Below are 24,919 nucleotides of genomic sequence, written 5' to 3'. Positions count from 1 at the left end.
CTGAGGATTTTGGCGCCGAAGTCCTGCCTAGCGGCCAACTGTGAGAGGCCGGACAGATGTTCGAGTGCCATGCGGTGCTTGAGGCGTTTGAACGCCTCCTCGAGGCGCCAGCGTTGATGGTAAAGATCGCGGAAGGTGGCCGCCGGATGGCGCTGCATGTCGAGCAGATTGGTGATGAGCACGCGCACCTTGCCGGCTGGCGAGATCTGCCGGATCAGCCGAACGGTCTGCGGGGTAGCCGCACACTCATAGTCGCGCGCGTCAATGCGGGCAGGAGCCGGGAGCCTGACGATGGCCTCATCACGGCCAGAGCGCACAAAGTGCCGTATGGCAGCAAAGCCGCTGCCGTCTGCGCGCATGCAGAAAGGAATGTTTCGTTGGTTGAGCACGGCCACCAGCCAGCGGGCTGGGTAGCCGCGGTCGAGGAGAAGCAGGTCGTCGGACTGCAGGCGGTCCAGATGCTCGAACAGGATCTGGCGTTCGTTCTCGTGCACGCTGTGCAATGAGGCGGTGAGCATGATCTCGGCCTCGGGCAGGTACAGGCCGAAGGCGAGTTGATCGCGGGTGGCGGCTCGAGGGAGATGACTGTGGCGGATGGCGAAATGCAGGTGTGAGGCGTCCGCGGCGACCAGCCGAAAGCCATGCCAGCGCGGCAAATGGTTTGACACCTGCCGAAGCAGCCAGTCATTGAGCTGAGCAAAGACATCGCCGCAGAGTTTGCTGCGAGCCTGGGCGAAGGCTTGTTCACTGACGCAACGGCGCAAGATGTTCTGGCGCGTGAGCGCGGCGAAGAATTGATCGAGTTCGGCTTGTACGCCCATGCGCAAGTTGCCGAGCATGAAGGCGATCAGTGTCGGCAGAGTGAGCTTGCGCTGACGGGTGAAAGCGGCGGGACGTTCGGGATGGCGAGCAAGATCGTGAAAGACCTTGGTGTGCAGATATTCGGTAAGCGCAGCGAACAAATCGGACAGGGGCATGAGAGCCAAGCGAAGATTGAGAAGCGATCCTCTATTGGCCGCCGCCCTGCTTGCGCTAAACAGCCAGCGCAAGCAGGGCGGCGGCCGCTCGAACCTCGTCACCTGTCAAGCGTTCACGGGGAAAATTGCGATTTTATTGGCGGCTTAACTTGGGTGGATTGAGGCTTCGCCCCCCACCCTTGGATACGCAGCAGCCTGGTCGCGGAAAGTTCACTACTTGAAGAAGAAGATTCTCGCTACATCGCGCCTGCGCAGTCCGGCGTACCCATTTCTGCGTGCCATCACTTAGCGGTAAGTGTCTGGTCCCATGGGGCGACGACGCTATCGCCATGACGACTCCCCTCGGGAACTCACGCCAGACGCTTTGCCGTCTTCCATTCCAAGACAAAAAAAACCTGGCGGGAAAGTGAGAGGATTAAAGTCTTGCCGGTCGACTTTAATCTGCGTATAAGTCAAGAGTGGCTAAATAAACTGGAGGAGCGATGGCAACGTATCAGGATCTGCTGGCCCAGAAGCAGGCGCTGGAAGCGCAAATCGAACAAGCTCGTGCCACTGAGGTCGCGGGCGTGCTCGAGCAGATTCGGGCGCTGATGCAACAGTACGGCCTGTCGCCCGAAGATATTGCGCCGCGGCGTCGCCGCGGCCGCCCCGCCGACGCAGCCACCGGGCCAGCGGAAAAGACTGCGTTGCCGCCGAAGTACCATGACCCTAAAACCGGCAAGTCCTGGTCCGGGCGTGGCCGCGCGCCGGCGTGGCTGGGCAAGCGCCCCGCGCGGTTTCTGATTCCGCAGGAATAACTGGCGCTCCGGCGCCACCCTGACTAGCGCAGCCGATCCATGTTTGGTTGTGGGCAGCGGCATGATTTCCCAGCGCCACCGCGAGTCGGCCGGGTCTGGCTTCGTGCTACCCGCGCCGCTCCGGAGAGGGCGGCGCGGTCTCTCCATCTTGGCGTGCCCCCTCTTGTAAGGAAGCGATTCGCCGACTGATGACGGCAGCCTGCTTTAGATGCCGCGCGAGTCCGTCGCGAGCCTGATTGAAGCCTGTAGTTTGTTCGCTCTCTGGAAACGCGAAAGTCATGCTGCGAGCGGCGCGCCCGACGGTGATAATTCGCTTTTTGACGGTGTGCTGGTAGGCCATGGCCATGAGGTATCGGCCTGGTGGCATCTTCATGTAAAGAAGCGGACCTTCGGTCTCGAGCCGCAAGAGTCGCTCGCTCTTCTCGTTGAGCACAACGACTTTGACGTCTGAAAGCGATGCGCCAGTCACCTCCTCCTGAAAGCGAATTCTCACGTTAAAGCTTGGCGCCAGTTCCCGCATGCGGGCGACTTCGTCCGTCCCGATTCCGCCCGAAACATAAACAATTCCGGCCGACTCCCGGATGTCCGGAAGGTCCGGAAGCATCAGTTCCTGCGAACTCAACGAACTCAGAGTCGCTACAGAGAATGTCAGTACGATCGCCCTACTGAACCAGCTAGCAGGCATGCTTGTTCCCCTTCGTTGACAATCCTTCGTTAAACCTCTCGCTGGAATGCCCCGGCGCAGCGTTTGCGGCGCGATGAAGCCGTCGTGAAAGCCTGCAGTCAGTGCAGTGCAGTGCATGCTTAGAAAAAAATGTCGAAAGTCGGTGGCAGTTGCCGCAGCCTCAGCGTTCAATCGATGTGGCTGGGCAACTGCGGCAGAACATGCTCGGCCTCTACTGCATGGGCGACCCTCGTCTCGCTGCGCACTCAGTCTGACTCTTCCCTAGTGAATCGAAGACGTTGCATAGTTGGAAGCATCGCCGGCACCGCAGGAAGATCAATCTTCCAGGCTCGCAACAGCCTGTCAAAGTTCGGTTGTACCGGCACGTGACGCGAATGAAGCGAAGAATTGCCGCTGGATTTAATCGTATTTCCTGTCACCGTGTAACGAGCCTCCGTTCTTCTCCCGCCTACGGCTGACGGGCTAAGGCAGATTAATCCCTCCTTAAGCAAACTTTTTCTTGCTCTCGCAAACTCGTCGCCACTTAGCAAGCCCATGCCCACGACTTGCGCACGACCTATTTCCCGACCGGATTGTAGGGCGATGAGTAGCGTATTCGCACATTCTATCGTCGATCTCTTAGTTCTCATGTCGCACCTTAAGTAGCTTAAGTTGATTTGCCACCCGAAAATCAAGGGGGAGGGCCGGCACGTATTTTGTCTCGCGCTAGAAAATACTAGTATCTGGATCTCAAACAGATTTGCTGCGGATCAAACGGCGCAAACATGTAAGCCCGTGCGAGTGTGATGGCCCTCTATTGCGAATCGTCGCTCAGGTAGGCGAAGTCTAGAATAATAATCCGAATAAGTACTTCAGTAGTTCTTCCAGGGGCATCATGGTCAGTGCGAGCGGGACTATCGGAATGAGTATGGCCACCGAGAGTTGCACGATGGCATCCCGAGTGATGGGCGCGAGGCGCATGCCGCGCACCACTTCATAGCTATTGCCCAGATCGGCGAGCGACTGAATGTCGCCACTTCCTACCAGGGGCTCGTCCGCAGGTGCGCCACCGCGCAGCCATTTAACGTCGAACGCGCGCACATACCGTTCGGCCAAAGTTCCATATTCGCTCAGCCCTTTGCGCTTGGCTTGGGCAAGTTGGGGCGCGAATACCAGTAACGGGCCAAACACCACCGCAAGCAGGAAGGCAGCCATCACGCCGATTTCCGCCTTGAACTCCGGCAATGCGGCGCCCAGGAAGAAGATGCGATTGGCGAGATTGGCGGCGACCATCACGCCATGCGCGGCAAGAAGCAGTGCGAAAGCATAGACCGTATTGGCCAGGAAACCGAGACCGCCGACGCGATCCGGGTGCGTCGGTATGAGGCTGAGCCTGATCCGTGACACCTGCCACAGAAACCGCATCCAGATGAATAGCCTGAAATACCAGCGGATTAACAGGAACTGGAAAAGCGGTAGGCTCACGTAGCCGTACCAGATGCCAGCCAGCGAGAGTCTTGAATGCCCGGCCGCGGGCGTCGCATACCATGTGGCCGCCTGTAGCGCGGTGTAATGCCGCCAAACGACCAGTACGCCGACGCTATATACGAAAACCACCAGCAGAGCTTCCGCAACTACGGAGTTGCGCAGCCGGTATGCGGCGCCCACGGCAGCGTCAAATTGCGCCATGGCGGCTTCCGGAATCAGATTCCTCTCCAGGAAGGCATTCACGATGCCGCGCAGGCGCTGATGCACGACCAGTTCCGCGGCGATCAGCATAGGCACCGCCACAAGAAAGCGGAGGTGGCCCTCTATGTCCATCATGAACGACACCGTCCCGCCTTTGCTCAACAAGGTCCCTTCGAACGCGGAAAGCAACAGAAGTGGCAACCACGCGAACAGAGAGATGAACACAATGCGCTGGCGCACCAGAAGCAGTGCATCGTCGGACAAGTGTGCCCGACGCAGGAGTTGATAGAGGGGCCCTCCGAGAACCAGCGAAAAATCCTGCCGATTTCGCAGAATATCGTCGCCGGAAGCCGAGGTGGGCTGACGTCGATTAAATCCGAGGCTCCGAGTGCGACTCACGTTCGTTTCACCGGTTATAGCGACTCAGCCTCAGGAAACTGCGCGGTGGTGCAGCCCCATCCTGTGCACGCTGAGGCACAAGGGTCTGGTAACTCGCCGGCACGGGCGAGCATAGCTTTCTTCTAATCAATCTAGGAGTGCATGGATGGCGTAACTTGATCAAGAGCAAATTGGTGGAATCGAGGCCATGGCGGCTACGGGGCTCCTGCTTGCATACGTGACGATTCGACGGCGAATACAATCAACATGCTGCCCAGGATTGAGACATTCTTCAGAATATGGTTAAGCTGGTTTAGGGTGTCTGCTGGATCCGCGCGCCAGAATCCGTGGAAGATGATGGTGGTGGGTATCAGGAACAGTGCAAGAAGCAGCGCGCCCAACCTCGCGTTCCAGCCCGAGATCAGGGTAAGTCCGCCACCAATTTCTATTACGATGGTCAGCACCAGCAGCACGACCGGGCTCGGTAGTTCAGCGCTGGCAATCCACGCGGAATAGGCGCTGAAGCTGCCAATCTTCAATAATCCCGAGAACAAAAAAAGAGAGCCAAGAAGGGCACGACCGACAGAATACGTTCTAGAAACGATCGTGGGCTCGAGCGGTATAGTGGTCATGGCCATGGCATTTCTCCGAGATAAAACTGCGCCCGTGGGTGTTGCTTATCTATCAGCAGTGTGACTGAACAGATCGGCAGGCAAGGACCCGGTTTCCAATGGTGGCGCCGGCTCCGTTTCCTTGCCAGGGCCGTCTCATACATGCCCAAGGAACTTCCACCAAAGCGGGCCGATGACCAGCCAGACAAACATGTAGATAAGGCTCATCAAGAAGCCAGCCTTCCACCATTGCCCCTGGGTGACGTAACCGGCGCCGAACATGACCGGACCGGAGCCGATCCCATATTGGGTCAGACAACCGTTGACATTACTCAGGACGCCGAGGGCGACCGCGGCGGTGAACGGCGGGATATCGGCAGCGACCATTAGCGCCATCGAGAGCGGGAAGAGGGCGCTGATATGTGCCGTGGCGCTGGCGAAGAAGTAGTGAACATAGCAGTAGATGGCCGCCACCAGCATGTAGACGGCCAGCCTGTGGAAGCCCTCGAGGTGTGCCCCGAACTCCTTGCCGAACCAGGAAACCATGCCGTACTCATTGAGCTTGGAGGCCAGCATGATCAGCAGGCCGATCCAGATCATGGTGTCCCAGGCGGACTTCTCGTTAAGGGCATCGTCCCAGGTCAGTACGCCGGTGATGAACAACAACGAGACCCCGAGAGCCGCCGCCAGCGTTGCACTGATGGCCAGGTCCTCACCGAAAATCCAGAGCACCAGCAAGCCAAGGAAAATGCCTCCCATGATGATCTCCTTAGCGGAAATAGGGCCCAGGGCGACGAGTTCCCTTTGGGCCAGCGCCGTCGCATCGGGTGTCTGGCGGATCTGCGGCTGGACAATCCACAACATGGCGATGGGAATGATCGCCAGGCATACCAAACCGGGGACCGAGGCGGCCACCGCCCAGTCGAGCCAGCTGATCGAGACGCCCTGGTCTGCGGCCAGCTTGACTGAAAGGGGATTACCGGCCATCGCCGTGATGAACATGCCAGCGGTGATGATATTCGCGTGGAAGGCGCAGAGGATCAGATAGCTTCCCACCTTGCCGCGGGTTTCCGGGTCGTTGGCATGGCTGCCGAGGACTTCCGCGATTGCCTTGGTAATCGGCAGCATCACCCCGCCGGCGCGGGCCGTGATGCTTGGCATGGCGGGCGAGATCATGAGTTCGGTCATGGCCAGGCCGTAGCCCAGCCCCACGGTTCGCTTGCCGAGCAGCCGCATGAACAGCAGTGCAATGCGACGCCCCAGCCCGGTCTTGATCACACCCCTGGAAATGAAGAAGGCGAGCATCACCAGCCAGACCAGGTCCGTGCCGGTAGATCTGGTGACATCGGCGAAGGACACCACGCCAACCAGCACGCCCACCGTGGCGCCGATGATGGCGACCGCCGCCATGGGCAGCGGGGCGGTCATGATGCCGGCGATGGTGGCAACGAATACCGCAAACATGTGCCACGCCTTCAACGCGAGGCCAGCTGGCGCCGGCACGAACCAGAGCACGAGGCCGATGCCCACCGGAACCAGAAACTTCCAGAGATTCCTGAGATGGCCGGCCGGTGCCGCTGGTCTTGTGGCCGGGGAGCTTGCAGGCGGGGGAGCCTTGACGGGTGCTACATCCATGATCAACCTCCTGGCGGCGATGTCCTGAGTCCGCAGCGTGCGCAATGTCCTTACCGGTCCATTAGCACGCTGTCAGTTGCCCCCTTGACGATCCGCGCGCTGCGCTGCAGGCCTTCGCGCTCGGCGGGATCGAGTTCCGGATAGGCCAGTAGCTGCGCGCCGTTGCCGTTGATCAGCATCGGCAGTGACAGGCAAACCTCGGGCACCCCTTCGACTTCGGCATGCACGATGCCGACCGTGAGGATGAGGTCGGTGTTGTGGACGATGGCCTGGCAGATCCGCCCGACCGCACTGGCGATCCCATAATGGGTAGCGCCCTTGCCTTCCTTAATGAGCTTGGCCGCCTCGTGTACGGAGCGCAGGATCAGGTCGCGGCTGGCAGGCCCGAGTTCTTTGCCGGTCCTGGCCAGGAACGTTTCGAGGGGCATGCCGGAGACTGTCGCGCTGGACCAGTCGATCAACGCGGATTCGCCATGTTCGCCGAGAACGTAGGCATGAATCCCAGGTGCCGCGACGCCCAGCCGCTCGGAGAGAAGCGACCGCAGTCGCCCGGTGTCGAGGGAAGTACCGGTGCTGATGACACGCTCCCGCGCGCAGTTCAGCCGGTCAAAGACGACACCGGCCAGTACATCACAAGGGTTGGCCGCGATGACGTAAATTGCATCCGGGGCTAATGGTGCAATGCGAGCCACGATCTCCGAGGCGATGCCAGCATTCGTTCTGGCCAAGTCCAGGCGGGTCTGCCCGGGCTTCACGCCGACGCCTGCAGTGATCACGATAATGTCCGCGTCGCGCGCGTTTTCGTAATCACCGGCGTAGAAGCGATTGTGGCCCCAGAATGCCGCAGCGTGCGCCAGGTCCAGCGCCTGGCCTTCGGCCCGTACTTGCTCAACATCGATGATGACGATCTCTGCGCTTGGGATGGTCACGGCCGCAAACAGGGCCGCGGAGCCGCCGACAAGGCCTGCGCCGACAATGACAATCTTCGGTTGCCGCATGGCAAGCCTCCTTTCGACCCTGTCTTCAGGTGCGCTTGAATGTATTGAAGCGCGCGGGGATCTCCCCCTCTTGTTCCATATCAAACAATATTTCTAGCTGTTCCGCGACGAGTCGAGAGAGCCTCTTTTCGCAGGCCTTTGCAATAAAGTGACGCACTGCGGGATGATCGATGTCGTCGTGGGCCAGTAGGTAAAGCGAATCGGAAGTACTGAGCGAGGGCCGCGGCGCCCGGCGAGTTCCGGTTTTCCGGAAGCAGGAGACGTGCGATCCTGAGCCACCGTGGCGGAAGTGGCGTGTCATTCTTTCCTGGTAAGGGGAAACATTGCCGACTTGACGAACATAATATGGAAAATGCCCACAGACAAAGTGCGAGGAGGGCCAGGTCACCCTTCTGGTTGAGACAAGAAAGCTGGCCAAAGGGGATCTGCTCGGCGCAACCCTATTAAGCCTTGCCTTCCAGATTTCAGCTTGATAGCAATCAACTACGCATTCAAACGGCCACGTAGGATTGAATGACGGCCCCGGCCAATCAGAGATCGGGGTGTAGGCGGAAGGAGGGCAGTTGCTATGACCACAGTCGTGCTTCCCAGCGACGGATCAGCCTATAGCATTGCAGCGGCTCGAGCGCTAATGTCGACGGGGGTCTTCGAACGCCCGCTGAATATACACCTTGTCCACGTTCTTCCTGAGATCACTGGCCGCCCGCGAGCCTATCTCACAAGAGAGCAGATGATGCAATGGGCAAGCGAAGCGGCTCATGATGCGTTCATCGCGATCGCCCCGCTGCTACAGGCCGATCGTTGCTACGTGACAGAGCATCATTGCATCGGAGAGCCAGCGAATGAAATCGTGAACCTGTCGCAAAGCTGCCACGCCGATGTCATTGTGATGGGAACACATGGACGGGGCGCGTTCCTGTCGGCCGTCATGGGATCCATTGCGGCGAAAGTGCTTGCTCAGGCACCGATACCGGTTGTGCTCGTACCCCTGCGCAACCTCGAAGGCGGCGGGCAGCCGTCCGGCATTGCCTGAAGTTGGCGTGGAGGATGATTCCTGGCAATTGCAAACATGACCGTCAACTCGATCCTGCCGACATTGAAGCGCTTGTCGAGCGCCAGCTGGTCCGTCTGGATAGCCTGGAATTCGCTGCAATCAGCGTAAACGCCTCCGGCTCCACCATTTGTCCAGCTCCACCGCCAACGTCAACGTCAGCGCGAGAGACAACAGGACGGCCCACGTCATAGCCGAAACAGGTGCGAGGCGAAGCGTGTCGTTTAGCCCGGGGGTGTACATGGCCGCGATATGTATGGACTGGGCGGTCAGGACGCTGACCACAAGCATCGGATTGGCGAAGACACTTTGACGGAACACGGAGTGGCGCTCGGAACGGCTGTTGAAGGTTTGCAGGTTCTCGAACAACACGAATAGCAGCAGCAATTGGTTGCGTGCCTCGTCGACGTGGAAACCGTTTTCGAGCAGCCAGAAGAAAATTGCGAATCCGCCTACGCCCATGGCAAGACTCGAGTAGCAGATGCGGCGGATCATAACGCGGTCAAAGATCGATTCCTGGGGCTTGCGCGCCGGATACGACAGTTCATCGCCTTCCGCCTGTTCGGTAGCTAGCGCCACGTCCTGGATGCCATTGGTCACGAGGTTGAGCCACAGCAACTGAACCGGCAGCAATGGCATCGGCATGCCCAGGGGAATCGCCAGCAGAAACAGGATCATTTCGGCCGCGCCTGTGGAAACCACCATGAAGATGACTTTGCGAATGTTCGCGTACGCCACTCTGCCTTCACGGATGCCGTTGACGATAGACGCAAAGTTGTCATCGGTGAGGACAATGTCTGCGCTTTCCTTCGCCACTTCAGTTCCCTTTCGGCCCATGGCCACACCGACGTGCGCGTGCTTGAGCGCAGGAGCGTCGTTGACACCATCGCCCGTGACCGCCACGAAATGGCCGGTTCTTGCCAGCGACAGAACAATGGATAGCTTCTGGTCCGGAGTGACGCGGGCATAGACGCGCGCACGCCGGGTCAGCTGGTCGAGTCCATGCGCCCCTTCGCTCTCAGCGTGGCGCACTTGCTCACCTGTCACGACCTGATCTGCGGTAAAACGCAGCCCCGCCTGTGCGGCAATGGCGCTTGCCGTCAGCGGATCGTCGCCAGTCACCATCGCCACGTCGATGCCGGCGCGGAAGCATCGCCGGATAGCCTCCGGGACCTCCGGACGAACCGGGTCCTTCATGCCGGCCATCCCTAGAAAGGTCAGGTTGACCAGATGCCCGTGTCCATAGGACTCATCCGGCTCTGCATCAATAGTGCCTTCTGCGAACGCCAGCACGCGTAGTCCTTGCGCGGCCAGCGCTTTCTGTTCCCGAAGCAGTGCCTCGCGTCGGATCGGCACGACGTGGCCGCGAACATCCGCGTGGTCGCACATGGCGATCAGCGTCTCGGGCGCGCCCTTGACGAACACCCGGATCGCCTCTCCGTGCCGGTGGAACGAAGCCGCGTACCGTCGGTCTGGCTCGTAAGGTATGCGGGCAACCAAGGGGTATCGCTGTCGAATCTCATCGGCTACCGTGCCGCCCTTGTGCGCCGCCGCCAGCAGCGCCACGTCCACGCTGTCCCCCGTGCCGGTCCACCCGTCGCGTTCCCTGGATAGCTGCGCCTCGTTCGGCAGCGCGGCGGCCCTTAGGAGGGCCGCTACCCGCGTTCTCGCTTCCTGGTCGGTGGTGCCGGCGGCGCGGATCGTGCCGTGGTCCAAGTCGTGCCCGACGTCGCAGGACAAGGCCGTGCCGTCCGGAAGCCGGATATCTGTGACGACAAGCTCGTTCATGGTCAGCGTACCGGTCTTGTCGGTGGCGATCATTGTGCAAGAGCCAAGCGACTCCACCGCTGGCATCTTGCGCACGATCACGTTGGCCTTCGCCATTCGCCGAATACTGATCGCCAGCGCCACCGAGATGGCGACAGGCAACCCTTCGGGAATCGCGCTCACCGCCAGTCCGACTGACATCATGAACAGTTCGCGCAATGCCATTCCGCGCAATACTCCCACCGCAACCAGCAGCGCCACAGCCACGCCTACAGCCACCGCGATTAGTCGAGAAAACCGCTGGAGCCGGAGCATCAACGGCGGCTGCGACATGGATTCGCGTCCGAGTTCCCGGGCAATCCTGCCGACTTGAGTGGCCGCGCCGGTTGCCACCGCGATGCCATGGCCCCTGCCGCGGATCACCACCGTGCCGGCGAACGCCAAACACCGCTGCGCACCTCCGAAAGATCCTTGTTCGGCACATGCCAACACTTTGCGTACAGGCTGCGATTCGCCGGTCAAGAGGGATTCATCGCATTGCAGGTCAATGGCGCAGACCACTTCCAGGTCGGCGGGCACTCGGGCACCTGCTTCCAGCACCACGAGGTCACCCGGAACCAGCGTGGTTGCGTCGATCTCCTGTTGCACGCCGTCCCGGATCACCGTGGCACGGGGCTGTTCCATCTTGCGCAGCGCCACTGTCGCTTTGTCGGCCGTGTGTTCCTGGGCGGTGCCAATGACACCGTTTATCAATAGGACTGCCCCGATGAAAAGTGCGTCCTTTATGTCACCCAATACGAGCGACACGACTGTCGCGGCCAGCAAGATGTAAATAAGCGGGCTAAGGAACTGGCGCAGAAATACCGCTATGACCGACCTGGGGGCCGCCCGCGGCAGCACATTACGGCCGAACTCGGACAGCCGGACAAGAGCCTGAGCAGTGGTCAGCCCGGACGGCATGTGAGCCGAGTGGGTGCCATCCCGGGAACCTTCTTCTTCGTTGGTTTGGGGATGGTCCGCGTGCAGCGCGCTGGAGCGATCTTGCATGAGGTCTCCCAAGTTGCTCGGCGCGGAACCACGCGTGCGCAAGTCTGTGGGCCGTGCACGTACGCCTGCGCGGTGGGCGGTGCCGACACTGTTCAAGCGTAGGTACTCGCGGGTCCTGCACGGTTGATCCGGATCAACCGCCACCCCGGCCCGCCTCCTAGACTGGTCGTATCGGCCAGCGGCAGCCGCGCAGGCGCCACGGCTTCGTGCAAGCGTCAAAGGACACCCGCATGCAACTGCAATTCCTCGGCGCGACCGATACGGTCACCGGCTCCAAGTACCTGCTCGATACCGGCCGTTACCAGGTCATGGTCGACTGCGGCCTGTTCCAGGGCTACAAGACCTTGCGCCTGCGCAACTGGGAGCCCCTGCCGCTCAATCCGGCCAAGCTCGACGCCGTGGTGCTGACCCATGCCCACATCGACCACAGCGGGTATTTGCCGCTGCTGGTGCGCAACGGCTTCCGCGGTAGCGTTTACTGCACTATGGGCACCGCGCAGCTGTGCGGCATCCTGTTGCCTGACAGCGCCCACTTGGCCGAAGAAGATGCCGCTTACGCCAATCGCAAGGGTTTTTCGCGCCACCACCCCGCATTGCCCCTGTACACGCCGACCGACGCTATGCGCGCACTGCGACAGTTCCAGCCTGTGCAGTTTGGCAAGCGGTTCCAGGTAGTGCCCGGCGTAGAGGCCGAGTTCGCCCGCGCTGGCCATATCATCGGGGCAGCTATCGTCACCTTGTTCGTCGAGGGCAAGCGCATCGTCTTCTCGGGCGACCTCGGGCGGCAGCAGGACGTCGTGATGCGCGCGCCGGAGATGATTAGTCAGGCGGATTACCTGCTGGTGGAGTCGACCTATGGCGACCGGCGGCATCCGGACAGCGATCCGCTCGACGTGCTCGGAGAAATCGTCAGCCGGACAATTGGCCGCGGGGGCAGCTTGATCATCCCCGCTTTCGCGGTGGGGCGCACGCAGAGCCTGCTGTACTGCCTGCACCGCCTGCTTGAACTCAAGCGAATCCCCGACGTGCCGGTGTATCTCAACAGCCCGATGGCCATCGACGCGACCACGATCTTCTCGCTGCATCCGGAAGAGCTACGCATCAGCCGCGAAGAATGCGCCGCGGCCTGCAATCTCGCCACCCCGGTCCAGAGCATGGAGCAGTCGATCTGGCTGAACCACGACCGAAGTCCCAAGATCATTCTGGCCGGCAGCGGTATGGCAACCGGCGGTCGCGTGGTCCACCATCTAGCCGCCTACGGGCCGAACCCTCGCAACACCATCCTGCTTTCCGGCTTCCAGGCGGCTGGTACGCGAGGCGCAGCCCTGGCCGCAGGCCGGCGCGACATCCGCGTCCATGGCAAGGACATCGCGGTGCATGCGTCGGTGGAGCAGGTGGAGAACCTGTCCGCACATGCCGATGCCGCGGAACTCATGACCTGGCTTGGCGGCTTTCAGCAGGCGCCGCGGCGCACGTTTGTCGTGCACGGCGAGCCCCAGGCAAGCGATGCGCTACGCCAGCACATCGAGCGCGACCTGCGCTGGGCGGTCACGATGCCGGAGTATCGGCAGTCATATCCGCTCGATTGATCCAGCGCTGGCTGCTGCTGTATGGATTCTTCGCAACTTTTGGCCAATTCCCGGAACATGTCATGGACTTCAAGACCATCCTCGTCGACCTCAGCGATGATTCTGCCCGGTCGGCACGCATTGAAACGGCTGCACGGATTGCCGAAAAGTTTGGTGGCAACGTGACGGGACTGACAGCGACCGGAACTTACCTCGAACCGTTTCGCGGGGCAGGCGAAGAAGCCGGGAAGTACGCCGCGCTTGCCGCGAGTCACTTGCATCAGCTGGTTGCCCGTCACAAGGAAGCACTCGACACGCTGACCGGGCAGGTGTCGCCGGCCATTCCAACCCGGCACATCGTTGTCGACGGTGAGTCCGGCTGGGCACTTGCCGACGAGGGACGTTTCGCCGATATCATCCTGCCCGGCCCGCCATCGGCGGATGCGGATGTGCCGGCGTTGCTGGCGGGGGTTGCCGAGTATGCGATGCTCAATGCCGGTCGGCCCATTTTGCTGGTCCCGGGCGTAGCCGGCCCGGGCTTCGGTGGCCGAGTCGCGATCGCGTGGAACGGCAGCCGGGAAGCCGCGCGGGCGGTAGCAGACGCACTGCCATGGCTTGCGCTTGCCAGCGCTGTGTCCGTCCTGATTGTCAGCACGGACAAGTATGGCGCTGCCATTGAGGGTGAGGCCTACCGTGAAAGCGCGCAGCGGTTGATAGCATGGCTGGCCAGCCATGGCATCCACGCCAATCTTCTTGTCGGGGATGGCGACCCCGACCAGGTTTTGCTGCAACTTGCGGGCAGGATGCAGGCCGACCTGTTGATCGCCGGTGGCTATGGCCGTTCCCGACTGAGGGAGCTAATGCTGGGTGGAACCACGCGTGCACTGCTGCGCCAGTCAGAGTTTCCGGTGTTCATGTCGCACTGAGGGGGACCGCTGCCGCGCGGGCAACGGTCAGTGCGCTTGTGGACGCGGCGGGAGATGCCGTTTGGCTAACATTCTGCCAGCTAGTCCAAGGGATGGGTTGCCAACATAACCCAACGGCTTCCCAAGCCAATTTCTGTGTTTTGGCTTGCGGGTCGGCGTCGTCGCTCTATATTCAATTCAGAAGTGATCAAGAAGCCCGGAATCGGGCGGGACTATGCGCGTTGCGTGACTAACCCATTCGCCCCCAAAGATAACGCTCCGTTCTCAGCGTTCGAGAGTCCGCGCTCTTATGCTATCGACATAGCGATCGGCAGTGGCGTAGTCGCCCTTTTTGTAGCGCTGGCTTTCGGCTTGCAGGCTGGCGTCGAAGGGCACCGGGAGCTTATGGCGCTTTTGGTGCCGCTATTAGGAGCAGGCATCGGACTTGTTGCCGGTCTCTATTGGATCAGGCTGAGACGGCTCAGGCGCGCCTCGGGAGGCAGTCACCAGCGATTGGAGGAAAGCGAAGCGCGTCTGGCGGGTATTATTCGCTCGTCCATGGAAGCGATCATCACTGTGGACAGCGAGCAGCGCGTCGTGCTGTTCAATCCGATGGCCGAAACCTTGTTTGGGTGGCCAGCAGCGGAGGCGATTGGCCGCCCACTGGCTGATTTCATTCCTGAGCGCTTCCGCGCCACCCACGCTGAACATGTGCGCCGCTTTGGTGTTACCGGTGTATCGGAGCGCCAGATGGGAAGTCAACGCCTGGCACTGTACGCTCTGTGTCGAGACGGCAGCGAGTTCCCGATCGAAGCATCCATCTCGCAAACCGTTCACGGCGGCGCCAAACTGTACACCGTGATGCTGCGCGACATTACCGAACGTGTCCGCGCGGAGGAAACCATGCAGCGCAGTCTCCAACGCGTGAAGGAAAGCGAGGCGCGCCTGGCAGGCATCATCCGTTCCTCCATGGAGGCGATCATCACCGTGGACACCGACCAGCGGGTCGTGCTCTTCAATCCGATGGCCGAGACTTTGTTTGGCTGGCCCGCGGAGCAGGCGATCGGCCGCCCACTGGGCGACTTCATTCCTGAGCGGTTCCGCGCCGCCCATGCGGAGCACATACGCCGCTTTGGGGTCACCGGCGTATCGGAGCGGCAGATGGGGCGTCAACGCCTGGCGCTTTACGCTTTGCGGCGGAACGGCAGCGAGTTTGCGATCGAAGCCTCGATCTCGCAAACGGTCGACGGTGGCGGCAAGCTATATACGGTGATGTTGCGCGACATTACCGACCGCGTCGGTGCCGAGGAGGCCCTGCACCGCTCGCGCGAGGAGCTGCAGCAGCTTTCCGACAGCATCCTTGCTACGCGCGAGGAGGAGAAGCGTCGCATCGCGCGTGAGCTTCATGACGACCTGGGCCAGCGCCTGAGCGCATTGAAGATGGACTTAGCCATGCTGGGCACGGATGTGGGGGAGGGGAGGCCCATCGATGGCCTGCTAGACGAAATTGCAGGGATGAACGCGGTCATCGACGATACGGTAGCCTCTGTCCGCCGTATCGCCAGCGATCTGCGGCCCGCCCTGCTCGACGAGTTGGGCATGCTGCCCGCCATCGAGTGGTTGGCGAGCGATTTTTCCAACCGCTACGGGCTCGCAATAACGGTGTACGGAGCGGACGTCGATGTCCCGGAGCACACTGCGATCGCACTGTTTCGCATCGTGCAGGAGGCACTAAGCAATGTCGTCCGCCACGCTAACGCGAGCAGCGTTCAGATCCACGTGGGGTGTGACGACGGCCGCGTTGCATTGCGAATACAGGACAATGGTGCCGGCTGGGACATGAAGCCACACGCCAACGAGCCGCGCAAGTCACTGGGACTGTTGGGCATCCGGGAACGGTCTCGGTTGCTCGGAGGCACCGTATCGGTCGAAAGCGCCCCCGGCAACGGATTTTGTTTAATGGTGGATGTCCCGCAACGGAAGGCCGGCTTGGAGGACACTGGTCATCGGCCGCCAAGGCAGCGAGGTTCAAGCGCAAGAGCTCCCACGCTGGAAATAGATCCGCCTGGATAACGTCATGGCAACACACAGTAAACTTACTTTCCAGCCTGCGACAGGGGATTCCATGATGACCTCCTCGAGGCACGGCTTGCCGAGAAATTCCCGCCGCCGGCGCAGACATTGGCTGCGCTAGTTGTAGGGCCGAGCGTTGGCACCGCTCCGAAAGAGTAATGCAGAAGGCTGCGCCTTTATGGTCGATAGGGCCGGGTGTAATCGCGTGGATCAGCTTCCAATCGATTCCAGCGTGCGTCACGTGATTGCTTCCTTCCCGCTAACAGACCCTGACAGGGAGACTATGCATGACACGCGTGATGATTGCGGACGACCACGCCGTGGTGCGGGATGGCTTAAGGCATATCCTGGAACGTGCGGGGTTGTTCGAGGTGGTGGCCGAAGCGGCTGATGGCTCGCAAGTACCAAGAATGGTGAGGGAATGCAGCCCTCAGGTCTTGCTCCTTGATCTGTCCATGCCTGGCAGGAGCGGGCTGGAACTGATTCGCCTGTTGCGCGGCGAAGCCCCGACCTTGCGAATCCTGGTGTTGACGATGCATGCGGAAGAGCAATATATCGTCCGTGCGTTTCAGGCCGGAGCGGCAGGCTATCTCACCAAGGAAAGCGCGGCCACGGAGCTGGTGTCCGCCATCGGACAGGTAGCCCGGGGCGGTACCTATGTGAGCCAGGCGATCGCAGCGAAGCTCGCAAGTGGCCTGAAGGACCAGAGCGATGACTTGCCACACCTGCGTTTGTCCGATCGCGAGCTCGAAGTGTACCGGCGGCTCGTGCTGGGCGAGCCGATCACGACGATCGCCACGGCACTGTGTGTCAGCGCCAAGACCGTTAGCACTTACAAGATGCGCCTCATGGAGAAGATGCAAATGCCCAATGAGGCGATGCTCCTGAGGTATGCCATACGCAATCATTTGTTCGACGACGACGCTGACCTGTAGCAGGCGAAGGTAGTCCCGAACTCGCCCTTCCTTTATGGCGCCCGCGCGGTCCTCAACCCGCTCAGCGCCACGCGCAGCGCGTCTAATTCCAGCGTCCTGTCAAAACAGTAGCTCGCGCCTGCCCGAATGCAAGCGCGCCGTAGCGGCAGGCTGAGGGCGTCGCCCAGCACGATCACGATTGCGTCAGGCAAGGCCGACCTGAGTATCCTGATCTCCTGGATCGCGCCTCCACTTGCGGTGCGCAAGCCGATCATGACAACCTCGGGCCGATGATGCATCAGTCTAGTCAGCTCCGTAAGGGCGCTAGCGCCAGAACCTGCGACTTCTATTCGAGGTAAGCGTGCAAGTATGCCAAGTTGTCTGCTGCGGATCGCATTTGCACGCTCGAGCAGGTACACAGTGACGATCTTGGCTTGGCTATTGTCTGGCATGTACCCAGTATGGTCACCCCCTTCACTGTGGAAAATAGGCGATGGCTGAGAGTGGCGTCAGGGCGGCAGAAAGGCCGCGTCAGCAATCCCTGACAGCTCGTCGACAAGGTCCGCTGATCCGGCAGTTTTATGCCATCTTTGGAGCGCCATTGAATCCGCAAGCAGGTGGCAGCACCATCGCCAGGCGTGGTTGCGGATGTGGCCTTGCCTTGATGCAGCCCAAGATCGCGCCGGCAAGCGCAACTACTCTGAATGACATCACCGGCGCAGCCGACATCTGTCGGCGGCCGGCATGCCAAGGAGACTCCCATGCGCGCGATTGCGCTTGCCGCCTGCCTGCTCTGCTCGGGCCTGTTCGCCGTTATTCCTGCCGGCGTTGCTTCACCTACGCCGCCGGTAATGCCGTCAACGCCCGCAGTCCACCACATGAATGGCATCGACTACGTTTCCGGCGGGATCGGCGTGGACCAGGTGGCGGCCATGCAAAGCATGGCCGGGCGCTTTAACGTTCATATGCACTTTGTGAACGAGGCGGACGGCAGTAGCTTGTCGGACGTCACGGTAACGCTGTTCGACGCCCACCGCGAAATCGTCCTGCTGGTGCTGAGCGAGGGGCCGCTGCTCTACCTGCGGCTGCCGCCAGGCGACTATCGTGTGCTGGTTCGCTCCGGCGGGGCGATCGAATCCCGCAGCCTGCGCGTGCGCCAGGACGGTCGTGGACCGTCGCTGCTGCTGCGCCTGCCAGGCGACGGCCCCGTTGCACCGGCACCGGCCGCAGTCAGCGCGCCACATAGCGGGCATGGTCGTCCCTGGGCTACAGTGGTGGGGGCCGCCACTGAGAGAAGCGGAGTCTGCAATGCCATGGAATCCTGACCGTTATCCTGCTGCGATGAAGCGGCTGGCGCCCGCGGTGCGCCTGAAGGCAATCGAAATTGCCAACGCCATGCTCGCCAGCGGCCATGACGAAGGCATGGCGATCCGTGTTGCCATTGCCGGTGCGCGGCGGTGGGCGCGATCGCATCCGGATCAGCCAGCGAGCGCGCCGCCCGCGCGGCCGGATCGCGACCAATGGCTATGAGGCAGATGCCCAGTGCAGCGTGCGGGACACGCCGCCTTTGCCCGGTACTACCAGTGTCAGCTCCCGCGCCTTGCCGTCGGCGGTGGCTACGACGCGATAGCGGCCTGGCGGCAACTGGACGAACAGGAACGGGCCATCGGACACGGCCGCGAAGCGCTGCCTGCCGCGGCTGTCAAAAATCTGCGTGTCAACGCCGGCCAGGTACTGGCCGCCGCCTCCAGTGAAGGTGAGCCGCAGGGTGTAGTCGCCGCCAGCCTTGCGCAGATAAGCCGCCTCGTCCTGGCCCACGCCACCGGTCAGGTAGCGCACGTCCCCTGCGACTCTCGGCGCAGGCATCCCTTCCGCCGTGGCGGGCGAGGCGGCACGCGGGCTGCACTCCATGCCAAAGCGATCGTCTATCTCCCTGCGCGTGTGGCCACGCTGGTCGTGGCGCAGCGTAATGCCGCGCTCGCTGGCGCGCGTCGCAATCAGATCGAAGGTGCGCTGCATGATGGTCTGGCGCTCCTGCGCGGACGCGGCGCTACGCAGCCTTGCGCAAATGTCGGCGCGCTCCGCCTCGGTAAGTAAATCGACGGCGCGGACTGTCTCGCGGGGCCGCGGTGCGGCCGGCGATGGATCGGGCTGGGCCAGCGCCGGCGCGGTGCCGGCACACAGCAGGGCCACCAGCAGCAGGGTCCGGCAGACGAAGACACGTTGTCGGTTCATGGTGGGATAGCTCCGCAGGGTTGATGAAAGAAAGCAGAGCGTCGCCGCTTGCCGCAGGAGGCGCTTGCAGGCAACGAGTAGGCTACTCGCTTCTTACCAGCGTAGGCCGACCGCTGCGCGCGCTCATTGCGATGCCTCAACCAGGCGCGCGAACGTCGGCGTTCTCTTTGTCCAGCGCAAGGTGCAGGCTGACACCGTCGACGCTGGCCGCGGCGATCCTGAAGCCATAGGCGCGCGCCAGCGCCAGCATCGGCTGGTTGTGCGGCATGGTGCAGCCCACCAACGCGCCGATGCCCTTTGCGCGCGCGTAGCGGATCATTTTCTCGAGCAGCAGCTTTCCCAGTCCTTGTCCCTTCTGGTCCGAGCGCACGGCGATGCCGAACTCGGCCTGGACATTGTCTGGATCGGCAACGGCCCTGATTTCCCCGAGGATGGAGGTGTGGCCACACGCATCGGTAGTGGCCGCGATGAACGCCATCTCACGCGCGTAGTCGATCTGCGTGAGTCTTGCCAGCTGACTGTGTACCGGCTCGCGGAACGTGCAGAAGTAGCGAGCATGGATATCTTCCGGCGTCAGCTGGCGAAAGTATGCCTGGTAGGCCACTTCGTCGGCAGGACGCACGGGCCGGAGCACGATGGTGCGGCCGTCCCGCTCGACGCGTTCCTCCAGCGCCTCGGGATAGGGCTGGATGGCCAGCCGCGGACGCGTGCCCAATGCCGGCGCCTTGACGGCGATGCGGGCATCGAGCGCGATGATGCCTGCCGCGCTCGCCAGCAGGGGATTGATGTCCAGTTCCCAAATCTCGTCAATATCGCAGACCAGGCGTGAGACCTGCACCAAGATCTGGAGCAAGCCGTCCCCGTCGACGCCCGGGTGTCCGTGCCAGCCTTCCAGCAGGCGTCCGATGCGGGTGCGCGACACCAGGTCTCGCGCGAGCAGTGCGTCGAGCGGCGGCAGCGCAACCGCATGGTCGCCGATGCGTTCGGCGTTGACGCCGCCATGGCCGAACAACAAGACGGGGCCGAACACGGGATCGGTGGAGGCGCCCACAATCAGCTCAAAGCCATCGCCGTGCCCGACCATCGGCTGGACGGTAAAGCCTTGCACCCGCGCCTCCGGGGCTTGCTGCCAGATGCGCTCGAGCATGGCGCTGCCGGCGCTGCGCACCGCGGCGGCGTCGGCGAGGTCCAGTGCCACGCCGCCCGCGGCGGACTTGTGCGTGATGTCCGCAGACAAGATCTTGAGCGCGACCGGATAGCCGATCCGTGTGGCCTGGTCGACAGCCTCATCAACGCTGGCCGCGGTTCGGGTTGCGACCACGGGGACGCCATAGGCGGCCAGCGCGGCCTTGGCCTCCGGCTCGGTCAGCCACTCTCTGCCCGCGCGCAGGGCATTGCCGATGATCGTGCGCACCTGGGCCTTGTCCGCCGGCGTGTACGCGCCGTCTGCGGGCGGCGTGCGCATCAGCAATTGCTGGTTCCTGTGGTATTCGCAGGCCTGCAGGAAGCCGCGCACTGCCCCCTCCGGGGTATCAAAGGTCGGCACGCCGGCTTGTTGGCACAAGCGGCGTGCCTGCTGCACGGCATCCGCCCCGAGCCATGCGGTCAGCAGCGGCTTGCCGCCCGACGGCGCGCTGACGAAGGCGGCCGCGATCTCCGCGGCCGGCACGATGGCCGTAGGCGCATGGATCATCAACACGGCGTCAACCTCGGGCGCCTCGCAGAGGATGGCGTGGGCCTGCAGGTAGCGCTCGATGGGCGCGTCGCCGATGATGTCGATCGGATTCGCGCGCGGCCAGCTGACGGGCAGCACGGCGTCCAGCCGTGCCAGAGTCTGGTCTGACAGGCGCGCCAGGATCCCGCCGGCATCCGCCAGCGCGTCGGTCGCCATTACGCCGGCGCCGCCGCCATTGGTCAGGATGGCGAGGCGCTCGCCACGCAGCCCCCGCATGCGGGCAAGCACCTCTACGGCGTCGAACAGGCCCTCGGTGCTGTCCACGCGCAGCATGCCGGCACGCCGGATGGCGGCGTCGTAGACGTCGTCGGCACCGGCCATGGCGCCGGTATGGGACGCGGCGGCGCGTGCCGCCTGCGCCGAGCGCCCCCCCTTGACCACCACGACCGGCTTGTTGCGGGCGGCAGCGCGCGCCGCGGACATGAACTTGGCGCCATGGCAGATCGCCTCCACGTAGAGCAGTATGGCCTGCGTCTCGGCATCGCCAGCAAGGTAGTCAAGCACGTCGGCCGCGTCCACATCGGCACTGTTGCCGAGCGAGATGAAGTGCGAAAAGCCGATCTGGCGCGAACGCGACCAGTCCAGCACAGCGGTGGCCAACGCGCCGGATTGGGTGGCGAATGCTAGCTTGCCTGGCCGGGCTGTGCCGGGTGCGAAGCTGGCATTGAGGCCGATCCCCGAAGCGATCAGCCCGACACAGTTCGGCCCGAGAATCCTGAGCAGATGAGGTCGCGCCGCGTCCAGCATGGCTTGCCGCAGCGCGCCTCCGGCGCTGTCCTCAGGCCCCTCGAAGCCAGCGCTCAGGACGATGGCCGCACGCGTACCGGCGGCGCCGAGTTGAGCGATGAGCTCCGGGATCGTGGGTGCGGGCGTGCATAATACCGCCAGATCCGGCGGTGCCGGCAACGCTCGGACGGATGCGTAACAGCGTTGGCCTGCCAGCGTTGCATACTTGGGATTGACCAGATACAGCTGGCCAGCGAAAGCGCCCGTTGAAAGATTGTCCAGCACCGTCGCCCCTAGGCTACGCGGCCGCAGCGTCGCGCCGATGAGCGCGATCGAGCGCGGACGGAACAGGGCATCAAGATTGCGGACAGTCATGGCTGGCTCTCATGGCAACTGCAGAGCCCGCAGGCCCCCCGTGCCCGGTGTGCAGGTCAGAGATTCACCTGGATGATGTTCGATACCTCGGTGACCCCCGGCGCCGCCCAGGCTGCTTCGGATGCGGCCTCGCGCTCGGCCCAGCTGCGCAGGCTTCCGCGCAGCGTCACAACACCGTCCTTGACGTCGACGGCGACATGGGTCGCATCGTCCGCCGCCTGGCGCTCGATGGCCTTCGCAATGCGCTCCTTCACATCGTTGGCAGCGATCGCGGGCTGGACCGCGATGGCGTTGGCTACACTGACCACGCCGTACAGGCCGGCCACTGCGCGCTCGGCGGCCAGGCGCTGGTAGTTCCAGTCGACCGTTCCGGTCAGCGTGGCACAGCCGTCCTCGACCATCACCTGGATGCGATCCGCGGGCAGCACCGAGGTCCACGCCAGGATGTTGCTAGCGGCGCGTGCGATGTCGGCGTCCGTGCGCTGCGCGTCATTGGGAAGACGCACGTCGATTTCGACGGCCAGCGCTTTCGCGCCGGGCACGCGCCGGACGGCTTCCTCGGCGGCGTACTTGGCGGCATGGCTGGCGAGATGGCCAGTCAGCGTCACCACGCTGTCCTTGACCTGGACGCCGACCTCGGCGGCATCGACGGCCGGATCCCAGGCCAGTTCCTCGAGCACGTGCTGCTTGAGCTGGATATCGCCTTTCATGTCGGTTGCCTCCTGTTTACCCGGTAGCCATCGTGCGATGGCCCGCGAGCCGCCTGCTCGGAGCATGCCCGGAGCCGGCGCGCGTCTTTGGCGTCATGGCCGCAGTTCCAGCTGATCGATGACCGCCGAGATGCCCGGCGCCGACCATGCGGCACCGATGGCGGCGCGACGGTCGGCCAGGGAATCCACGTGGCCCCTCAGCGTGGCAGTGCCGTTCTCGACCTCGATACTGATATGGTGGGCCTCGCGCAAGGCATGGCGGCGCAGCGCCTCTTCAATGCGTTTTTCCACGTCGGGAGGTGCTGTCTTCTCATTCATCCGGATGCTGTTGACGACACCAACCACGCCGCGCAACAGGCTTACGGTGCGTTCGGCCAGCTTCTTCTGGTAGCCCCAGTCCACGTTGCCGGATAGCGTTACCCAGCCATGCTCGACGCGAACCTTGATGACGTCCGCGGGCACATGCACGTGCCATTGCAGCGCCTCGCGCGCCGCCTCTGCAATGGCTTCGTCGAGGAAGGCTCCGGGCGGGTGCACGTCGAGCTTGACGACGACCGCGCGCACGCCGGAGACGCGTTCGGCGGCGCGTTCAGCGGCGAGCTTTTCCGCATAACTGGACAGGTGCCCGTTCAGCGTGACGATCCCTTCATGGACCTCCACGCCGATGGATGCTGCGTCGATCGCCGGGTCCCAATCGAGTTCGTCGGCGACGTCCCTCTGGATCTGATGATCTGTTTTCATGCTTTATCTCTGTTCGGACCCGGCGCCAGGGAGCGCCGGGTGTGGAGTCGATAGGCGGATGAGTGGTCAGGTGTGCAACCCGGTCGGCGCGCTGCCGGAACGCTCTCGCTCTCGCTCCTGCTCCTTGCGCACCAGCGAAAACAGCATGCCCCAGTCGGTCGCGAGGGCGGCGAACAGGTCATCGAGCGCAATCACCCCCGTCACGGCCTCGCCATCCAGTACCGCCAGGCGCCTTACGCCATGCGTCAGCATTAGTTGCAATGCATCGGCGACGACGGCATCCCGCGGGATCGCCACCAGGCCACGCGTCATCACCTCGACCACGTCGGTCTGGCAGGGGTCCGCCCCGGTGGCCGTCGCATTAATGACGATGTCCCGGTCCGTGACCATGCCCACCGCGCGCGTCCCGGCCGGTGAGTTCTCTGTCACGATCAACGCACCGACGTGGCGGTCCCGCATTTGCACCGCGGCTTCCTGCAGGGTGCAGGATAGTGGCACGTGCACGGCCTTCGCTGAACAGATATCCTTGACTTGCATCCCGGCCTCCTTTTTGACGCACTCGCTTAACGTACGGTAATACGTTGCTGGGTCGAGCTTTCCTTCTTGGGCAGCACCAGGCGCAGCACGCCGTCCTGGAAGCTGGCATCGATCTTTTCCGTGTCGATGTTGCCGTCCAGCGTAAAGGCGCGCTGCATCGAGCCGCTGTAGCGCTCCTGGCGGATCACGCGGTCGCCTTCCTTCACTTCGGAAGCCTTCTCGAGCTTGGCCGAGATCATCACGGTGCCACGGTCTACGCTGACGTTAATGTCTTCCTTCTTCACGCCCGGCAGGTCGGCGGTAATGGTGAAGCTGGTGTCGGATTCGGCCACGTCTACCTTGAACGCCAGCTCGCTGTCTGGCGCAATCCGCCAGTTGCGCAGCATGCTTTGCAGCATGTCGCCCAGCGGTTCGATCGAGAACGGGTCATAGCGCTTGAGGTTGCTCATCTTGGTCTCCTGGGATGACGGCGCGCGGTGCGCACCGGATGCTTCTTACTTTGGCAAGCCGGAGCGGCTGCGGCTTGTTTTGCATCAAAGGCTTGCACATTGCCACGGCGGCGTGCGCAGGTACCGGCAATGCTTCACATCTGCCCGCCCGGAATGCCTCGCGATTCGGCATGCCCCCTGTCAGGGAACCCTGACAAGGGACGCTGCATTTCTGACACGCAACTCAGCGCAGGCTTCTGGTTGTCCGGGCGCGGGCAGCCAATACTTCGAGCAAACAGATGGCGGCGCGCACGACGATGCGGTCGGCAAAACGAGACGGGCGAGGCGAGGGTCGGGA

The 24,919-nt window shown here is 62.6% G+C and carries 24 protein-coding genes; 9 read left to right on the top strand and 15 right to left on the bottom strand.

Annotated features, from left to right (window positions below):
- The coding region (locus tag J8I34_RS19030; protein WP_209778496.1) for an IS4 family transposase at window positions 1–977 on the bottom strand (977 nt) is incomplete at its 3' end.
- Here J8I34_RS19030 and J8I34_RS19025 point away from each other — a divergent pair.
- Window positions 976–1,125 (top strand): hypothetical protein, encoded by a 150-nt coding sequence (locus J8I34_RS19025; RefSeq protein ID WP_209778495.1) that lies wholly within the window; start codon window positions 976–978, stop codon window positions 1,123–1,125. The two genes, J8I34_RS19030 and J8I34_RS19025, sit on opposite strands and share 2 nt — an antisense overlap.
- Window positions 1,126–1,459: 334 nt before the next feature.
- A complete protein-coding gene (locus tag J8I34_RS19020) occupies window positions 1,460–1,774 on the top strand; it encodes an H-NS histone family protein (protein ID WP_029049817.1) in 315 nt (104 codons plus the stop codon).
- 106 nt (window positions 1,775–1,880) lie between these two features.
- Here J8I34_RS19020 and J8I34_RS19015 read toward each other — a convergent pair whose 3' ends face one another.
- The 6 genes from J8I34_RS19015 to J8I34_RS18990 all read right to left on the bottom strand — a co-directional run bounded on the left by J8I34_RS19015 (window position 1,881) and on the right by J8I34_RS18990 (window position 8,050).
- Complete coding sequence (locus J8I34_RS19015; RefSeq protein ID WP_051320692.1) at window positions 1,881–2,378, bottom strand: hypothetical protein; 498 nt, start codon at window positions 2,376–2,378, stop codon at window positions 1,881–1,883.
- A 906-nt stretch (window positions 2,379–3,284) separates the two neighbouring features.
- Window positions 3,285–4,391 carry a hypothetical protein gene (locus J8I34_RS19010; RefSeq protein ID WP_232232395.1) on the bottom strand — a complete coding sequence of 369 codons (1,107 nt, stop codon included), beginning with the start codon at window positions 4,389–4,391 and terminating at the stop codon, window positions 3,285–3,287.
- A gap of 329 nt (window positions 4,392–4,720) precedes the next feature.
- The gene (locus J8I34_RS19005; RefSeq protein WP_029047215.1) at window positions 4,721–5,143 is read right to left on the bottom strand and encodes a DoxX family protein; all 423 of its coding nucleotides are present in this window, start codon (window positions 5,141–5,143) and stop codon (window positions 4,721–4,723) included.
- A 129-nt stretch (window positions 5,144–5,272) separates the two neighbouring features.
- On the bottom strand, window positions 5,273–6,751 hold the full coding sequence (locus J8I34_RS19000; RefSeq protein ID WP_029047214.1) for a DASS family sodium-coupled anion symporter: 1,479 nt from the start codon (window positions 6,749–6,751) through the stop codon (window positions 5,273–5,275).
- Window positions 6,752–6,801: 50 nt separating this feature from the next.
- Window positions 6,802–7,749 (bottom strand): lactate/malate family dehydrogenase, encoded by a 948-nt coding sequence (locus tag J8I34_RS18995; RefSeq protein WP_209775066.1) that lies wholly within the window; start codon window positions 7,747–7,749, stop codon window positions 6,802–6,804.
- A 25-nt stretch (window positions 7,750–7,774) separates the two neighbouring features.
- Window positions 7,775–8,050, bottom strand: a complete 276-nt coding sequence (locus J8I34_RS18990) for a hypothetical protein (protein WP_209806695.1) — start codon at window positions 8,048–8,050, stop codon at window positions 7,775–7,777.
- Window positions 8,051–8,317: 267 nt separating this feature from the next.
- On the opposite strand from J8I34_RS18990, the gene J8I34_RS18985 reads away from it, so the two are divergent.
- On the top strand, window positions 8,318–8,782 hold the full coding sequence (locus J8I34_RS18985) for a universal stress protein (RefSeq protein ID WP_209806694.1): 465 nt from the start codon (window positions 8,318–8,320) through the stop codon (window positions 8,780–8,782).
- A 120-nt stretch (window positions 8,783–8,902) separates the two neighbouring features.
- On the opposite strand, the gene J8I34_RS18980 is transcribed toward J8I34_RS18985, so the two are convergent.
- Complete coding sequence (locus J8I34_RS18980) at window positions 8,903–11,614, bottom strand: cation-translocating P-type ATPase (protein WP_209806693.1); 2,712 nt, start codon at window positions 11,612–11,614, stop codon at window positions 8,903–8,905.
- 230 nt (window positions 11,615–11,844) lie between these two features.
- On the opposite strand from J8I34_RS18980, the gene J8I34_RS18975 reads away from it, so the two are divergent.
- The 4 genes from J8I34_RS18975 to J8I34_RS18960 all read left to right on the top strand — a co-directional run bounded on the left by J8I34_RS18975 (window position 11,845) and on the right by J8I34_RS18960 (window position 17,095).
- Window positions 11,845–13,203 (top strand): MBL fold metallo-hydrolase RNA specificity domain-containing protein, encoded by a 1,359-nt coding sequence (locus tag J8I34_RS18975; RefSeq protein ID WP_209806692.1) that lies wholly within the window; start codon window positions 11,845–11,847, stop codon window positions 13,201–13,203.
- 62 nt (window positions 13,204–13,265) lie between these two features.
- Entirely contained in the window at window positions 13,266–14,108 is an 843-nt protein-coding gene (locus J8I34_RS18970) for a universal stress protein (protein ID WP_209806691.1), read from the top strand.
- Window positions 14,109–14,492: 384 nt separating this feature from the next.
- A complete protein-coding gene (locus tag J8I34_RS18965) occupies window positions 14,493–16,160 on the top strand; it encodes a PAS domain-containing sensor histidine kinase (protein WP_084402442.1) in 1,668 nt (555 codons plus the stop codon).
- Between the two features lie 287 nt (window positions 16,161–16,447).
- The gene (locus tag J8I34_RS18960; RefSeq protein WP_029047208.1) at window positions 16,448–17,095 is read left to right on the top strand and encodes a response regulator; all 648 of its coding nucleotides are present in this window, start codon (window positions 16,448–16,450) and stop codon (window positions 17,093–17,095) included.
- 32 nt (window positions 17,096–17,127) lie between these two features.
- Here the strand turns inward: J8I34_RS18960 and J8I34_RS18955 are convergent, their stop codons facing one another.
- The gene (locus J8I34_RS18955) at window positions 17,128–17,526 is read right to left on the bottom strand and encodes a response regulator (RefSeq protein WP_029047207.1); all 399 of its coding nucleotides are present in this window, start codon (window positions 17,524–17,526) and stop codon (window positions 17,128–17,130) included.
- A gap of 309 nt (window positions 17,527–17,835) precedes the next feature.
- On the opposite strand from J8I34_RS18955, the gene J8I34_RS18950 reads away from it, so the two are divergent.
- Window positions 17,836–18,399, top strand: coding sequence for a hypothetical protein (locus J8I34_RS18950; RefSeq protein ID WP_209806690.1), 564 nt, complete (start codon window positions 17,836–17,838; stop codon window positions 18,397–18,399).
- Complete coding sequence (locus J8I34_RS18945) at window positions 18,383–18,604, top strand: DUF2188 domain-containing protein (RefSeq protein ID WP_209806689.1); 222 nt, start codon at window positions 18,383–18,385, stop codon at window positions 18,602–18,604. Before J8I34_RS18950 ends, J8I34_RS18945 begins: the two co-directional genes overlap by 17 nt.
- Here J8I34_RS18945 and J8I34_RS18940 read toward each other — a convergent pair.
- The 6 genes from J8I34_RS18940 to J8I34_RS18915 form a co-directional block, all read right to left on the bottom strand.
- Window positions 18,599–19,309, bottom strand: coding sequence for a carboxypeptidase-like regulatory domain-containing protein (locus J8I34_RS18940; protein WP_051320475.1), 711 nt, complete (start codon window positions 19,307–19,309; stop codon window positions 18,599–18,601). The two genes, J8I34_RS18945 and J8I34_RS18940, sit on opposite strands and share 6 nt — an antisense overlap.
- Window positions 19,310–19,445: 136 nt before the next feature.
- Complete coding sequence (locus J8I34_RS18935) at window positions 19,446–22,145, bottom strand: bifunctional acetate--CoA ligase family protein/GNAT family N-acetyltransferase (protein WP_029047205.1); 2,700 nt, start codon at window positions 22,143–22,145, stop codon at window positions 19,446–19,448.
- Window positions 22,146–22,201: 56 nt separating this feature from the next.
- A complete protein-coding gene (locus J8I34_RS18930; RefSeq protein ID WP_209806688.1) occupies window positions 22,202–22,855 on the bottom strand; it encodes a BON domain-containing protein in 654 nt (217 codons plus the stop codon).
- 93 nt (window positions 22,856–22,948) lie between these two features.
- Window positions 22,949–23,596 carry a BON domain-containing protein gene (locus tag J8I34_RS18925; protein WP_029047203.1) on the bottom strand — a complete coding sequence of 216 codons (648 nt, stop codon included), beginning with the start codon at window positions 23,594–23,596 and terminating at the stop codon, window positions 22,949–22,951.
- A gap of 66 nt (window positions 23,597–23,662) precedes the next feature.
- The gene (locus tag J8I34_RS18920) at window positions 23,663–24,133 is read right to left on the bottom strand and encodes a CBS domain-containing protein (protein WP_209775050.1); all 471 of its coding nucleotides are present in this window, start codon (window positions 24,131–24,133) and stop codon (window positions 23,663–23,665) included.
- Window positions 24,134–24,159: 26 nt separating this feature from the next.
- Entirely contained in the window at window positions 24,160–24,582 is a 423-nt protein-coding gene (locus J8I34_RS18915; RefSeq protein WP_029047201.1) for an Hsp20/alpha crystallin family protein, read from the bottom strand.
- Window positions 24,583–24,919 lie beyond the last annotated feature (337 nt).

This window comes from Cupriavidus phytohabitans, from assembly GCF_017815025.1.
Taxonomy (GTDB): Bacteria; Pseudomonadota; Gammaproteobacteria; order Burkholderiales; family Burkholderiaceae; genus Cupriavidus.
Note: the sequence above shows the minus strand (reverse complement) of the source record. Positions and strands in the feature narration are given on the sequence as shown.